Source organism: Vulcanisaeta moutnovskia 768-28 (assembly GCF_000190315.1).
Classification (GTDB): Archaea; Thermoproteota; Thermoprotei; order Thermoproteales; family Thermocladiaceae; genus Vulcanisaeta; species Vulcanisaeta moutnovskia.
In genome coordinates this window covers 469,927-485,627 of sequence record NC_015151.1, presented here as the reverse complement: position 1 = coordinate 485,627, position 15,701 = coordinate 469,927, and the positions used below count along the sequence as shown (strand labels likewise).

At 41.3% G+C, this 15,701-nt stretch carries 16 protein-coding genes; 13 read left to right on the top strand and 3 right to left on the bottom strand.

Annotation, left to right across the window (positions count from 1 at the left end; translation table 11 throughout):
* Positions 1-12: 12 nt before the first annotated feature.
* Together dsrB and VMUT_RS02620 are read right to left on the bottom strand one after the other, a co-directional pair.
* Positions 13-1,146, bottom strand: a complete 1,134-nt coding sequence (dsrB, locus tag VMUT_RS02625) for a dissimilatory-type sulfite reductase subunit beta (RefSeq protein ID WP_237699695.1) — start codon at positions 1,144-1,146, stop codon at positions 13-15.
* The gene (locus VMUT_RS02620) at positions 1,146-2,390 is read right to left on the bottom strand and encodes a sulfite reductase subunit alpha (RefSeq protein ID WP_013603875.1); all 1,245 of its coding nucleotides are present in this window, start codon (positions 2,388-2,390) and stop codon (positions 1,146-1,148) included. The genes dsrB and VMUT_RS02620 overlap by 1 nt, the downstream gene beginning before the upstream one ends.
* Positions 2,391-2,740: 350 nt before the next feature.
* Between VMUT_RS02620 and VMUT_RS02615 the strand changes: the two genes are divergently transcribed.
* A complete protein-coding gene (locus VMUT_RS02615; RefSeq protein ID WP_013603874.1) occupies positions 2,741-3,097 on the top strand; it encodes a DsrE family protein in 357 nt (118 codons plus the stop codon).
* On the opposite strand, the gene VMUT_RS02610 is transcribed toward VMUT_RS02615, so the two are convergent.
* The gene (locus VMUT_RS02610) at positions 3,081-3,614 is read right to left on the bottom strand and encodes a hypothetical protein (protein WP_013603873.1); all 534 of its coding nucleotides are present in this window, start codon (positions 3,612-3,614) and stop codon (positions 3,081-3,083) included. The genes VMUT_RS02615 and VMUT_RS02610 overlap by 17 nt on opposite strands.
* Before the next feature lie 92 nt (positions 3,615-3,706).
* Between VMUT_RS02610 and VMUT_RS02605 the strand changes: the two genes are divergently transcribed.
* From VMUT_RS02605 to VMUT_RS02550, 12 genes are all read left to right on the top strand, one after another.
* On the top strand, positions 3,707-4,510 hold the full coding sequence (locus VMUT_RS02605; protein WP_048056827.1) for a respiratory nitrate reductase subunit gamma: 804 nt from the start codon (positions 3,707-3,709) through the stop codon (positions 4,508-4,510).
* A gap of 15 nt (positions 4,511-4,525) precedes the next feature.
* Positions 4,526-5,944, top strand: coding sequence for a (Fe-S)-binding protein (locus VMUT_RS02600; RefSeq protein WP_013603871.1), 1,419 nt, complete (start codon positions 4,526-4,528; stop codon positions 5,942-5,944).
* 123 nt (positions 5,945-6,067) lie between these two features.
* Entirely contained in the window at positions 6,068-6,853 is a 786-nt protein-coding gene (locus VMUT_RS02595; RefSeq protein ID WP_013603870.1) for a hypothetical protein, read from the top strand.
* A gap of 204 nt (positions 6,854-7,057) precedes the next feature.
* On the top strand, positions 7,058-7,918 hold the full coding sequence (locus VMUT_RS02590; protein WP_013603869.1) for a hypothetical protein: 861 nt from the start codon (positions 7,058-7,060) through the stop codon (positions 7,916-7,918).
* 10 nt (positions 7,919-7,928) lie between these two features.
* Complete coding sequence (aprB, locus tag VMUT_RS02585) at positions 7,929-8,417, top strand: adenylyl-sulfate reductase subunit beta (RefSeq protein WP_048057135.1); 489 nt, start codon at positions 7,929-7,931, stop codon at positions 8,415-8,417.
* A 4-nt stretch (positions 8,418-8,421) separates the two neighbouring features.
* Positions 8,422-10,326 (top strand): adenylyl-sulfate reductase subunit alpha, encoded by a 1,905-nt coding sequence (gene aprA, locus VMUT_RS02580; RefSeq protein WP_013603867.1) that lies wholly within the window; start codon positions 8,422-8,424, stop codon positions 10,324-10,326.
* A 10-nt stretch (positions 10,327-10,336) separates the two neighbouring features.
* On the top strand, positions 10,337-11,713 hold the full coding sequence (gene sat, locus VMUT_RS02575; protein WP_013603866.1) for a sulfate adenylyltransferase: 1,377 nt from the start codon (positions 10,337-10,339) through the stop codon (positions 11,711-11,713).
* A gap of 5 nt (positions 11,714-11,718) precedes the next feature.
* Entirely contained in the window at positions 11,719-12,087 is a 369-nt protein-coding gene (locus VMUT_RS02570) for a DUF6955 family protein (RefSeq protein ID WP_013603865.1), read from the top strand.
* Positions 12,088-12,146: 59 nt separating this feature from the next.
* Positions 12,147-12,725: a hypothetical protein gene (locus VMUT_RS02565; RefSeq protein WP_013603864.1), complete on the top strand. Its 579-nt coding sequence runs from the start codon at positions 12,147-12,149 to the stop codon at positions 12,723-12,725.
* Between the two features lie 103 nt (positions 12,726-12,828).
* Complete coding sequence (locus VMUT_RS02560; protein ID WP_013603863.1) at positions 12,829-13,614, top strand: hypothetical protein; 786 nt, start codon at positions 12,829-12,831, stop codon at positions 13,612-13,614.
* A gap of 69 nt (positions 13,615-13,683) precedes the next feature.
* Positions 13,684-14,343 carry an SAM-dependent methyltransferase gene (locus VMUT_RS02555; protein ID WP_013603862.1) on the top strand — a complete coding sequence of 220 codons (660 nt, stop codon included), beginning with the start codon at positions 13,684-13,686 and terminating at the stop codon, positions 14,341-14,343.
* Entirely contained in the window at positions 14,324-15,700 is a 1,377-nt protein-coding gene (locus VMUT_RS02550; protein WP_013603861.1) for a cobyrinic acid a,c-diamide synthase CobB, read from the top strand. Before VMUT_RS02555 ends, VMUT_RS02550 begins: the two co-directional genes overlap by 20 nt.
* Position 15,701: the final 1 nt, after the last annotated feature.

Sequence of the window (15,701 nt, the reverse complement as noted above, 5' to 3'; positions counted from 1 at the left end):
CCTTATAATCAATTACATATACGTTATGAACTGCCTAACGCCAAAGTTCCACGAAGCCTCCTCGCACCTATTATGCCTAGTCCTCGGTACACCTACCTTGCTCATAAACTCATCAATACTAATCCTATCAATATAATCACCAAGTCTTTCACCAGGCTGGGCTTCTCTCCTCCATACATCGATTATCTTCTTAACAGCAGCCACAATCTCCCTATACTCGGGCGGATTAACCGGTAGCCATGGAATAACCTTATAGGGCAACCTTGGGCCTGTCCCTGTATTGCTTGTCTTACCGCCAACGAATATCGCCACACCAATCTTCGTGGGGTCCCAATCAAAGTAATCACAGACATTCTTACACCTGCCACACGCTATGCACTTCCTCTCATCAACCTCAATACCCACTGATCCATCCGGCTTACCAAAGACCTTAATGGCACCGACAGGGCATACAGCTGCCACGTCGGGCACCGCCTTCTTAAGGGCCTCGGTGCTAGATGGCAGACAGAACTTAATTCTCTCTGGGTCGGGCTTTGGGGCTTGTCCATAGTGTCCAACAATAACTATGTCGCCAGCTAATGTGCCACCGCACACATTTGTGCAACCGGCCACAAAGACCATTAACTTAGCCGGTAACTTTTCCTCGCCCGTGAAGTACGGCTTTAGGTTATTATAAAGTACCTGGGTTATTGATGGTGCATCAACTACCGCTGTTGTGCATGTTAGGTAGGCAGTGCAGGAGGTTATGTGCCACAGTGATGTTCCCCATCCTCCCACTGGAAAGCCTAACTTCTCGACCTCTTCCTTAATTTTCAACGCTTTATCAAGGCTATCAGTTATGAACTCAATATTCATGCCTCTAGTTGCCCTAACAACACCGAGGCCATACTTATCAGCAATTTCTATAAATTTCTCAAGAGTATCCACACTAACCCTACTATTTGATGGTAAACCAACCTTAACAGTGAATACCTTATCACCAGTCTCAGATACGTGTTCAATGATCCCATTACCATGGAACTTTCTATCGATCCACCTACCATAATTGCTCCTAATAACCTCAGGTAATTGGGTTGAGAACGGTACTGGCAGTCTCTTATTCATTCTATCCCTAGGTTCAGGAGTTATGGAGAGACTCATGAGCATCACCTCGAACCAGAACCACCTCCGAAATACTCACTCATCACTTGTTTAGCCCAGTTTTCATACATTTTCCTCTCATCATCAGTTAAATTAGTCCCTATAGAAATCCTCAAATGCGATGACGGTGTTCCCTTGGGCTTATTTGGTAGAGTCTTATCAGCAACCTCACTAATGACCTTAAAGCCCCTCCTAATTATCATGTCACCTATCCTATGTCTACGTGGCGCCAAATCCATGTACTTATTAATTAATTCTGTAGCAAATGGAACAACCTCCTCAACTGAGTCTAACAAAGCAACGGCTCTTGCGAGCTTAGGCCCGAAATGTCCTTGAACATGGGCACCAACGAGTAATGCAATCTTTCTATTCTTGCCTGGCCTTATTGCAGGAAATGCTTTCCTGATGCAATTCATGGCTTTCAGGCACTTGGACCCATCTATATTGAGTTCCTTCTTTTCTTCATTCCAAGTAATGGCCTTTGATGGACATGAATTAACGATTTCCTTTGGATTTATTTTACCCTCCTCGACCATCTTCCTGAACAATCCTTGATCAATTTCAGGAGCACCAACCCACGTACCGATTAATGCAAAATCAGCCCTAGAATTGGCTGTGGCGCAATCCATTGGACAACCACTAAACTTGAACTTTATTTTATACGGGAACATCTGTGTATTTAAATATCTGTAAAACGCCGGGTGTGATCTGATGTAGTCCATGGCGTGTAATGTATCGTATAGTGCGAACTCACATAGGGCTGGTCCAGGACACGCATAAAACTCTCTAAATGTGTCGCCTGAACCACCGACATCACTACCCATTATGGTCCTAATGGCATCCACGGCCTCGTCAGCCTTCTCAGCAATCATATTAAGAACAAGCGCTCCAGTGTTACCGCCAAACTCCATCAAACCTATCCCATACCTCTTAGCGACCTCAACAACCTTTCTCAAGTAACTGGTTGAGTAAAACCTACCGGCAGGTGCATAGGTCCTGAAGTGAATTTCCACGAACTTACCATCCCTACTCCTTCTAGCCAATATTCCACTGAATACATACCTAACTCTGAATGATCCGCTAAGCCATGGGGTGTACTTCCTGGCTAGGCCCTCGGCGTAAGGCTCAAGTGGATACTTCGTCTTCTTAAGTTCTGTGACATAGCTAGGCCAGGGACCCTTCTCAAGGTACTCAAGCATCTTCATGCCTCGTTCCAAATCACTTATCGTTTGAGCAGTCTCTGTACCCATAACTTATCATAGATTGTAAGGGCTATTTATTTTGAAAAGCTTATTACACATAGAACGTGATATTTCTCAGTACATAAAACAAATAATGAAGTGATCATAGTGTAACTTAAAGCTCGGCGCTTTAGTGGGCTCCCTTATTTGGTGGTATGTATTGATGTGTAATGCTACGGTTTAATGAATAATGAAATTAATACCGATAATATAATCTATAAGGTTTCGTTACGATGCATGGAATGTCTCATGGGCAAAGTAAGAAAGCAAGATGATGAAGAAGCTCTATTCTAGATGTAGGTGGCTTACATGGCTTATGTGAAATAAAATCAATTAATTAAGTATTAATGTAAGTACTAATGAGTAGGAATAAGGATAGGGTAATTTTCTTCACAACAATGTCTCCCTCTGAGGAGGACCGAATCCAGGCAGTACTAAGGCTTGCGTTGATTGCCTCCTCATTAGGCTATGAAGCCTTCATATACCTAGCACTTCACTCAGTGGTTATGGCTAAGAGGAATGTATTTGAGAAGTTGAGTAATGCCACGAAGGACATGTTGAGGAATGCCATGAAGAGTAATGTTAAGATCATGGCATGCAAAGTGGCCATGGAGGGCTTTAACGTTAAGAAGGAGGAGCTAATTGACGGTGTATCAATTGCGGAACCTAAGGATCTATTTGAAATTGCTAAGGGTTCTATTATTCTCTCCTGGTAGTTTCAATACCATTTAGTAATTCTGATAGATACATCATATAATTAAGTTCTAAATCCTCTATTAAACCTTCCATGAAATTCTCATTAAATAGATCCTCAGTAATAGCCGCCTTTACACCACAAATAATCACCGCCCTCTCATTATTGGTATCAAGTCTGAGGGGAAATAAAAATGGCGCAATCGATCTATCTCCATGAAACTCATAACCCAACTTTGTCGTTATTTCCTCAAGATCATTAAAAACCTGAGCAATACTGGGAAACTCCTTAAGGCTAACATCCATAACAAGCTCCAGGTCAAGCAATGCAAGCGACACATAATCCTCCTCCCTAGCGGCGTTTATCAGCAATGGCTCACTACCCTGGGTATATAGTATTAAATTAACCTCCTCACCCGTCGACTTCATTATATCATCAATGGCATCGGAAACGCTGAGTTCCTCCAGGAAACCGGAGTTCCTGGCCCTATTTACCAATTCCAAGATCTCGTTCCTCTTCCTATCACCTTCACTACTCATTAATTAATGAATTTCCCATTATCTTTAATATTATTTTGCACATACTACGTGTAATAATATTTTTTATGTTTGATGACTACTACGAATAGAGTATGAACGAGTTTTACCTTGTTCTCTACGGATACATTCCATATGCCGTAGTAGTGATATTCCTAGTGGGCATTATATATAGAGTGGTCACGTGGGTCACGGCAAAGGGATTAGTGGGGCTTTACAATGTTAATGTCTGCCTGTATAGAGATGGTTGGGGTTCAACAACTATAGAGGTTCTTAAGAGAATTTTCATTTTCTATACATTACCTGGTAGGGATAGGGATTGGTCACTATTCATAGGGTCCTTCCTATTCCACTGGGGAATCTGGATTGCATTGATCGGGCATCTCGGCATAATAATTCCAGGTACATACCTGGAAAAGTGGCTTGGATTAACGCCAAGCCTTCACCAAGTCATTGCACTATATGTTGGTGGTACTGCTGGTACAATAGCACTAATTGGGTTATTGATTCTAATTACGAGGAGGATCACTGGTAGAACAATTACTGTAAGGGTAATGAATGAATATAAGGTACGCATTCCTCTACGTATGTTTAGCTTCCTCGATGATTACTTCGCAGTGGCAATACTACTGGCAATAATAGTTCTAGGGCTTTATCAAACACTCGGTATAACACCATACAATCCAGCCTATGTCGACATAATCAGTAGATGGATGTGGTCCCTGGTTACGCTTCACCCAAACATCCAACCAATAATTAACTACCCAATACTCCAGGTACATGCATTACTCGCCATGGTATTTATTGCATACTTCCCATGGAGCAAGATGATGCATCCATTCTCATTCCTCTTCATGCCAACAATAGCAAGACCAGCAATAAAGGTGAAGACCACGTAGGTGAGGTGATGAACTATGTCATTTGACAAGGTATTCAGAGAAAGACCATTCAAGTGGGGTGATGTATCTAACTTCATGCATTACTTGGCGGATGAGAAGCTGGTCTCAAGGCTTCATGAGGCAATTAAATTTAGGCAGCAGGTAACCACTGATGAGAAGAAGGTCGAGTACTTCAGGAGAAGATTACTTGAGGAGTATGAGAATAATAAGAATGTGAGGATGGCTGTGGACGTATGTGTTCACTGCGGGCAGTGCCTAAATGCGTGTCCAACATACATAACGACTGGTGATCCATATAACTCACCCCTTGGGCGTGCTGAGTTGATAAGGGCTGTAATTAAGGCGGATAAGGTTAGCGGTAAGTTGTTTGGTAGAGCTGTTGGTGCAGTTAAGAAAATCGACATGAATTACATAAAGAAGATATACACGTATTACTGGTTATGCCTTATATGCAGGAGGTGTGGTTATGCTTGTCCGCTTGGTGTTGAGCAGACTGACGTAACAAGGGTAGTAAGGGGGATACTCTATGAGATAGGCATGGCATCTAGATTTACGGCATTAACAGTAGATGCCCATTGGAAGAGCGGCAATAACATGAATTTAACTCCTGGAGCTGTTAAGTCCATAATCGACTTCGTGGTTAACGAAATCAAACAGGAAAGAGGTATTGAACTTAAGGTTAAGATTGACGAACCTGCCTACGCCCTATTACTACCGTCATCAGCTGATTATTTCATGAACATGGAAACCCTCAAGGGTTATCTACTATTCCTATATGCAATCGGCATAGACTATACATTGAGCACGAAGGCTGCAGAGACAGCCAACTTTGGCCTGTTCCTTCATCCCAAACATTTGCAGGGCTTGGCTGAGAAGTACGTCAATGTTGCCAGGGAGTTAGGCGTAAAGCTTGTAATTGCTGGTGAGTGTGGGCATGCATGGAGGGCGCATAAGAACTATACGTTGCCGAGGCTTAGGGAGTACGGGATAGAACTGGTGCACATACATCACTTGGTGGCGAAGGCCATAAGGGAAGGAAAAATAAAGTTGAATCCTGAGGCTAATGGCGATATAGTCTATATGTACCAAGATCCGTGCCAATATGCCAGAGGAGGGGACTTGACCGAGGAACCGAGATTCATACTAAGTCATGTTGCAAAGAGGTGGGTTGACCCTGAACATAATAGATCATGGACCTGGTGCTGTGGAGGCCAAGGGGGGAACCTAACGGATGAGGTAGTACCGTTAGTTACGCAATATGCAAGGCTTTGGTATGAAGAAGCACTTAAGAAGGATGCACAGTGGGTTATTAGGCCATGTTCAATCTGCAAGGCGCAACTCAGTCATGTTGTTCCTTACCTAAATAAGATGTATGGGAAGGAGATTAAGTATTCGGGACTTATGGACTTGGTTTATAGAGCACTAGTTATTTAAATGCATCTAAATAGAAATTAATGCTTTTCAACCGAAAAATAACTATTTACATTTTGTTTATTCTCTATGCAATTTTTGCACTAAACAAGCGACTTAATAGCAAATGAATACAGGTGGATATTAATGAAGTCTAGTAATGATGTTAGTTCCATAGGTTTAGTTCCTGAAAGTCTTAGGGTAGAACTTCGGAGACTTGTGAATGTTGAGTATGATAATGTAATGAGTGATATGCTCGCATATATAATTATTAGGGGTCCCGTTACGTTATACAGGGTCTCCAGGGAAACTCCATATAGTATTTCATCTATTTACAAGAAGGCTAAGTACATGGTCAAGAACAACCTATTGACACCTATGGGATTGAATGGTAAATCAAATGGTAAGCATATATATGAAGTTACTGTTAAGGGGTTACTAACATGCCTAGCGTATAAGTGCCTTGATGACGATATTGTACTAAATAAGCTTAAGATTAGATGGAATTTAAGAAACTATAATAATTACAGGTTAGTATCCATACTCACGGTATTGCCATACATAATTAAGAATGAAAATCTAAGGATAATTGAGAATATAGACACACTAATGATAACTGCATTAAGTGCACTCGTCAATAATACAATAATAAATAACAAGTTAATTGATGAGTATACAGTAACAAACGTAAAGAACACCTCAATTTACTACCTAGTTAGCAATATCATAAATAGCATGTCGAATAATAAGAAGCCAGATATAATACTTGGTAATAACTCATTCCTTATCGGATACTATAAGAATAGCAAGATACTATATGTATACATATGCAGACTATGTGATAAGAATTGTATACTAACATACGCATCATGCGATAATCATTGCCCATTAATCGCTGAACTAAGTAAAGATATGATAAACCTAGTAAAATAATTAAGATATTAATAAAATATTCCAAAATTATTATATATTATCATGAATATTAATAAAATATTATATATTATCATTGATTAAGATACGAATTAATATTGCATTTATTAATATTCGTAGTAATATATAATAATTTATTCGTAAACATATAAACTTTCACAATCTATGTGAAATAATTCTTTTTTTAACTAAAGTAATATGATGCTGATGCTCGAGCTATACTTACCAATACCACACCTGTGGATAATATATGGCGCCATAGCACTTGTTATAGAGATGGTGATTGGCTTCGCAATTGAAATAAACCGAGGCATACTAGCCCTATCACACTTAAATAGTATGTTGCCCATAAAGGGACCCACAAGGAACTGGGGCTCAGCAGGTGCATTTATTGCTGGGCTAATTACGGCATTCCTATATCCATTCTATGGTGCACCCATGACATCTTGCCACACACAATCCACATACCTAAGCAAGCCCAAGGTTAAGGCGCTCGCCCATGCACTTGTTTGGTGGGGGTTCGTGTTTGCCGCAATATCAACAACGCTAGGCTTTATCTATGACGAGTGGGTGCCAAGTGGTGTTCCAGGTCTCGTGGCCTTTATACCAGGCGGTAAGCTTGGCCCTACAGGTCCGTATGCGGTAATAGGAACTGGGGCAGTTGGCGGTATCCTAATTGTAATTGGTTTTATAATCATGATGGCAATTAGGTGGCAAGGCACTAGATCAGTAAGTGAACCTGCGGTTACGGATTTCTTCCTATGGACTACATTCTTTGTTGCACTAAGTGGTTTCGGTATAATGGGTGTTGAACTCACGGTTCCAACCAACTACTATGCATTGGCCACGGCGTTTAGTGTACATATATTTCTCGTTGCGATGATGTTCGCGACAATGCCTTGGACAAAGTTTGGCCACGCCATATACATGTACATATGGCAATTATACGATAGATACAGGACTTGGAAAGGTGTGGAGCCTAGGCTACTTGGTCCATGGAGCGGTGAATTAGCAGAGAAAGCACTGCATTCTCATCATCCAGGTCATACTACTAAGGTGAGGTCCTGAGGTGGTGGACATGCCCTCCTACGTAATTCCAGCTAAATGTACGGGTTGTGGGGACTGCGTTAACGTATGCCCAAGCCACATAATGAAGTTCACAAAATCAGGTATACTCGGTAGGAAGGCCTATAATGCAGAACCAGAGTCCTGCTGGGAGTGCTATAACTGCGTTAAGCACTGTCCACAGGGTGCTGTTCAGATAAGAGGTTACATGGACTTTACGCCACTTGGTGGTGCCGTTGAGGTCTATAGGGATGAGAAGACGAATAGAGTTTACTGGACGATTAGGTATAGGAATGGAACTGTTAAGTACTTCGTGTTCCCAATAAGGACCACACCCTGGAACTCAATAAAGCCACCACATGAATACCCAGAACCATCTAAAGAGCTCCTGAGGACTCCATACCTGTCCTGTGAACATGAAAAGCTTGGTGGCAATAAACTCGGTGTTGAATTACCCAAGATGAAGGTTCCAGAAGTTGTTAAGGTTGAGGTGAGGGGGTGAGAGTATGACTAGGGTTAGGTACGTAGATGCTGATATCTTAATAATTGGTGGCGGAATGGCTGGAGCAGGAGCCGCATGGGAGGCCAGGTACTGGTGCAGGAATTGCAGGGTGGTACTTGCCGAGAAGGCGAATATTAATAGGAGTGGTGCAGTGGCGATGGGATTATCCGCGATAAACACGTACCTGGGCCTTAAGTGCAAGGAGAATACTGTAGAGGATTACCTTAAGTACGTTAGAGGCGACCTAATGGGTATTGTGAGGGAGGACCTCGTCTATGATTATGCGAGGCATGTAGACTCAACAGTTCACTTATTTGATGAGTGGGGACTTCCAATATGGCCTGAGCCTAAGACAGGCTGTTACGTTAGGGAGGGTAAGTGGCAAATAATGATTCATGGAGAATCCTACAAACCAATAGTTGCTGAGGCAGCAAGGAAGGCCCTTGGTGATGAAAACATACTAAACAGAATCATGGTGACCCACCTAATAAAGAGTGCAAGCAATCCAAATAGGGTTGTTGGTGCCCTAGGTTTCAATGTGAATGATGGTACGTTCTACGTATTTAGAGCAAAAGCTACAATACTCGCTGCTGGTGGTGGATCACAGATATATAGGCCCAGATCGCAGGGTGAGGGACTGGGCAGGAGTTGGTATCCGCCATGGTCATCAGCTTCCTCCTATGGCATGTTAATCGAGACTGGCGCGGTGATGACAATGATGGAGGCCAGGTTCGTGGTACCAAGGTTTAAGGATGGCTACGGACCAGTGGGTGCTTATCAATTACTGCTTAAGACAAGGATTAGTAATGCCTATGGCCAAGACTTCTGGAAGCCTCATGTTGATGAGATAAGGAAGTTATACGGTGGTAAGGGTAAGTATGTTGACTCACCAATCACACCAACAACGCTCAGGGTGTTTGCCCAACGTCTTGAGTGGATGGCTGGCCGTGGACCGAGCCTAATGAGGACCGAGGAAACAGTGAAGAAGGGTACAGATAGTGAGGCAATTGCTTACGAGGACTTCCTAGACATGACCATAAGCCAAGTTGTCATATGGGCTGGACAGAACCATGAACCATCAGAGAGACCTTACGAGGTAATCACCACGGAACCCTACGTAATGGGTAGTCACGCCACTGAATGTGGTGCGTGGCCAAGTGGTCCTGAGGATCTAACACCCAAGAAGATTGATGGCCTGCCTGGCGATAGGGGATACCAGTATTACTGGGGTTATAATAGGATGACGACACTGGACGGCCTATTCTGCGCAGGTGATGCTTGCGGTGCTAATCCGCACAAGTTCAGTAGTGGTTCATTTACTGAGGGTAGGTTGGCAGGTAAATCAGCCGTACTTTATGTAATGGATCACAGCGACGAGAAGATAGATATGAATAGAGATCAGGTTGATTCATTAATAGCCAAGGTGATGGAGCCACTGGAGCGTTACCAGAGAGGTAGGTACAATGTTGTTACTGGGCCAAGTTACATGCACCCAGTAGACCCAACCAAGATGTTTTGGAAGCAGGGCTTGTTTAGACTTCAGAAGATAATGGATGAATGCGCGGGTGGTTGGTCCAATTATTATATGACCAACGAAGTTATGCTCAACAGGGGTTTAGAACTACTGCAGTTCCTTAAGGAGGACTTCATGAATTATGCTGCTGCCCAGGATTGGCATGAGTTAATGAGGGTTTGGGAGCTTTGGCACAGGATACTGACTGCAGAGGCCGTGATTAGGCATATGCTATTTAGGAAGGAGACCAGGTGGCCTGGTTACTACGTTAGGTCGGACTATCCGGCGCTGGATGATGATAATTGGCATGTATTCGTTAATTCAAGGTATGATGCGAAGACTGGACAGTGGGAGTTATGGAAAGTACCTGTGATTCACATAATAGAGTTTCCATGAGGTGGTCAGCATGAGCCTTAAGATAAACACACCACCCCCACATGGGGGTAAACTCGTGGATGCAGTAATTAGGGATAAGGATAAGGCAATTAGTATGGCTGTTGGTGCGATTCCCTACGATTTAAAGGCCACTAGGGATCCAGTTAGCGGCTTACCAATTAGGAATGTGTATAGGGAAATAATGTCCATTGCCTACGGCTTCTTCAGCCCACTGGACAGGTTCATGACTAGGAATGAGGTTGAGAGCGTGCTTAAGGAGAGGAGACTCCTTGATGGTTGGTTGTTCCCATTTCCAATAATATTCGATATTAGTGAAGATGACTTGAAGAAACTTAGTGTAAAAGAGGGTGATAGGTTGTTATTGAGGCTTAAGGGCCAGCCATTTGCGATACTTAATGTTGAGGAGATATGGAATTTTGATCCGAAGGACTTGGCTGATAGGACATTTGGAACTCCTGAGAGAAATCCAGAGGTTGTTAAGAGGAAGTTCGACGAGAAACATCCAGGTTGGTTAATATACAGGAGTATGACGGGTATTGCGTTAGCTGGTAAGGTATACGTGATTAATGAGCCAGTGTTTAAGGATCCATATAACAGGTTCTGGTACCCACCGGCTAGGTCACGTGAAGAGATGCAGAGGAGGGGTTGGAGGACCGTAATCGCTCACCAGACTAGGAATGTACCGCACACTGGTCATGAGCATTTAATGAAGAATGCAGCCTACCTTGGGGATATTGAGCCGTGCCATGGAATATTGGTTAATGCAATAATCGGCGCCAAGAGACTTGGAGATTTCATTGATGAGGCAATACTCGAGGGACATGAAGCACTTAATAAGTATGGCTATATAAGCCCGAAGAGGCACATCGTTACCTTCACCCTATGGGATATGAGGTATGGTAACCCACTCGAGTCACTACTTCACGGTATAATTAGGCAGAACATGGGTTGTACACATCACATGTTTGGTAGGGATCATGCGGCTGTCGGTGATTACTACGACCCATATGCAACACAGATACTTTGGGAAAAGGGTATACCGAGCTTCGGACTAAATGCGCCCCCCTACGACCTTGATAAAGGCCTTAAGATAAGGCCAGTCAACATTAAGGAGTTCTGGTACTGCCCGAAGTGCGGTGAGATAGCCTACAGTGATACATGCGCTCACACAGACATAGCCCAGAGATTCAGTGGCAGTTTCATTAGAGGATTAATCGCAGAGGGTATTGAACCACCACCCATAATCTTCAGACCTGAGGTTTATAGAGTAATTGTTAAGTGGTGGAGGGTTTACGGCTACCCATTCGTTAATAAGAAATACCTTGAGTTAAAAGAGAGGGAGCTTGAGGCCGATGTACCACCAATGGATGTACCAATGAAGAGGTGATAGAGATGCCCTACAAGATCTCCGTAATACTGGATAGGGCGAGGCTTGAAAGGATTAAGGGAACTCCATTAGAGAGATTAGTTAAGGATCTATATGGTGGTTATTTAAAGGTAATTGAGCTTGAGGTTCCTGATGATATAGCTCAGAGGATATTAAAGGAGTTTCCGAGGGCTAGAATCGACGCTAGGGGATTCATTGAAGAGACACCTGTCGCCTTTAAGAGAGAACTCTTTGAGGTGATTGCCCAATTAAGGAGTGTTAGTAAAGAGATCTTTGGCGAATTATTGAAGCCAGAGAGACTCAGCAGGGTTAAGGAGTTGGCGGCTAAGGAGGAGGAGTACTTGCCACCACCAACCTTGCCTGAGGAGAAGTAATGTCTATGGTTTCTATTTAAAACATCTTTTGATTAGTTCTTATTTATGGGTTCTTTATTATGTTTCATGATTATGAAACGGAATTTATTAAGGTGCTAAGATTAGAGCTTAGGAATTTAGGAATTGAACTTACTGACGAACAACTTAATAGAGTAAGGGTATGCGTTAATGAATTAAAGAGAAGGCATTTACCACTAAGTGAGGCTAAGGAAATAGCCAGGATAATTGCACAAATACTTTCCGAAAACCCACTAGTTACATCAACGAGAGAGGATGTTAGGCAATTCCTCTCGGTAATAAGCTCCTGTAGGTTAGTGGGTTTTCAATTGCGTAGACACGAGTCAATATATTGCCCAATAATGGTTCCCATGGGCTTCATAGGTATATCAATAATAGCCATATCAACTAGCTCAGGTAATGTGACTCTACTCATAAAGAGAGTTGGTGAACCAGTAAGTGATAATGCTTATTATGCTGAAGACATAACATTGGTTGGCTATTTCGATATAAGTAATGTGGTATGGACACAGAGAATGAATCCAGGTATTTATCTCGTGGAAATAAACAATTTATATGGTAATGATGTTAATATCAGTATTGATGTAGTGACATGCATTTTAGAAACTAAGAAAGATTGAACTGAGAAGGATCATAATCATGGTAACTTATAAAGACGCTTATTTAATGCATTTTATGCACTGATAAAATTGTATTTATTCAGTTGAATATCAATCATATTTAATGAATAAAGCATTAATGAAAGAAGCCATAATGGGCTATGAAATTCCGTATTCACTTAATCAGTTTACTATGGCTTTGAATATGGACGTTGATGATACAATGAAGGAACTATTAACGTATATAATTTATAATGAGCCAATAACACTATACAGAGTTTCTAAGAATACTAGATTTGCAATATCAACAGTATATAAGAAGGCTAGAAAAATGATGCAATATGGATTAATACGACCATTAAATGGATACGGCTCAAATAATGAAAAGTATATCTATGAATCCACAGTCAAGGGATTACTAACATGCCTAGCCCTTAACTGCATAGGTGATTCAAGCATTATCTTAAGCAAGATATGCAGAAAATGGCGATTAAGAAATTATTGCTGCCAAAGAATCATGAAAATCATGAAGGCATTAATGATAATGCTTAATCTCAATAATGACATGATAAAGGTTATTGAGGATCCCAAGACCATAATGATTTCAATACTTGAACATAGAGATCAACTGAGACATTTTCTTAGTAATGATGAGCTGAATGATATAATTAATATTGCCACGCATTACTTAATTAGTAGATTAATTATTGATGGTAACATAGTTACGAAATCATCACTATTAGTAGGTAATGAAAAGTTCGTTGTGAGTATAGACCTTGATGGAAATATGTACGTCTATATGTGTAAGCTTTGCGAAAAGTCGTGTATGAATGTACCCATACCATATGGTTCCTGTAAATGTATTTTATTTAACGAAATTAGGAAGTTAAGATTTACCCAAGTATTGTGAATTATCATAGAGTTTTACGTGCTATGTGTAATAATTATTTAATCATCATAATACAATATAAGGTATAGGGTGATTGTTATTTCGATTTATGTCGTTGGAGTAGGTCCCTGGGATCCTGAATTAATTACTGTAAAGGCCATTAAGATACTGAACAAGGCGGATATTGTCTTTTACGGTTCATTAGTCAATGAGGAGATAATAAGTATGTATGCACCAAAGGCTGAAAGGATATATATGGGTCATGTTAGGGGTGATGCCCATAGGGAATACATAATCAAAGCAATAGAGCTGGCCAGGAGAGGTCTTAATGTTGTTTTCCTTAAGAACGGTGATCCAGTGATCTTTGGCAGAGGAGTTGAGATTTGTAAAGAGTCCATACGTAATGGTATTCCCTGCGAGATAGTACCGGGAGTTAGTAGTTTTACAGCCGCGGCCGCCAGATTCATGGTTGAATTAAAGGGCATAGTTACATTAATGGCCTATCCAGACATTGATTATGATGTTGAATCCGACATTAAGGTCATATTTATGGGAACAAGGATTGCGAAGGAGTTAATACGTAAATTCAGTGACAGGAATGACGTAATAGTGATTAGTAGGGTTACGTATCCTGATGAAGAAGCACATAGACTAGATATTAACGATCCAGTTATTGATGAACTTAATGTAAAACCTCCATCATTAATATTTATAATAAGACGTGATAATTATGGAAATTACGATACCTAGGCTCATCATAGCATCGTATAAGGGTAAGAATGGTAAGACAACGGCCACATTAGCGTTGTCTTATGCATTGATTAGGGCAGGATTAAAGGTATCTCTATTTAAGGTTGGTCCTGATTATATAGATCCAAGTTATCACCTTGCGGTCACTAATACATTGAGTAGGAACCTTGATTACGTATTAATGGGTGATAAGGTCATTTCAAGGTTTTACAAGTACTCCCTGAATTCGGACATTGCAATCGTTGAGGGTGTCTCAGGGCTTTATGACAGCATTGATGGCATTAGCGAAGTGGGTAGCACCGCTCAGATTGCTAAGCTTCTTAAGGCACCTATTGTTCTTGTAATTAATGGGGAGAGGATTAATAGAACGGTGAGAGCAATAATTAGGGGATTAAAGGACTTTGATAGTGACGTGAGGATAGCGGGTGCTGTAGTAACTAACGTTAATCAAAGACAATTAGAGAAGTTAAGGATTGCCGTTGAGGATGAAGGTTTGATTTTTCTGGGTTATATACCGAGGAATGATGATTTAGAGAGTATAATGCAATATAGGCATTTAGGCTTGATTCATGCTGAGGAAATTAATAAGCAGCGTTTAATTGAGGTGTTTAAGGACGTGTCGAAATTTATAGATATTGATAAGGTTGTTAGGGTTGCCAGGGAATACTCGGAACCCCTTGAAGTGAGGAATTACGTAAGCTTAGATACATCTAAAATAATAAGTAATGAGGTAAGAGTGGGTATATTAGGTGGGAGAGTGTTTACATTCTATTACCCAGAAACCATAGAGAGAATTCAAACATTTACGAATAATATTAAGTTCATTGATCCTGAAGTTGACCAGGAACTTGGTGATCTAGACCTATTATTAATTGGTGGTGGTTTTCCTGAGGTTTATGGAGAATCCCTTGAGAGGAATAGGTCGCTTAAGTCCGACATACGTAGGTTCATAGATTCAGGAAAACACCTATACGCTGAATGTGGTGGTTTAATGTATTTAACGGACTCAATTATTTATAATAACGAGGAATACGAGATGGTGGGTGCCATAGACGCTATAACAATAATGCATAGAAAGCCCATGTGGTATGGCTATGCGAGGGCTAGGGTGATTAGGGATTCTGTGATTGGTGATGCAGGTACTGTTTTAATGGGTCATGAGTTTCATTACTCCTCATTAATATTGCGTGGTAATTATGAATTCGTTATTAAATATGAAAGAGGAGTTGGTATTCATGGCTTTGATGGTTTTCAAATAAATAATGCCTACGCTCATTACCTACACATTCACCCAGATACTTATGATGTAATTGGTAGGATGCTTAGAAGAATCTTGATCAATAAGGCCAGATCCTAGT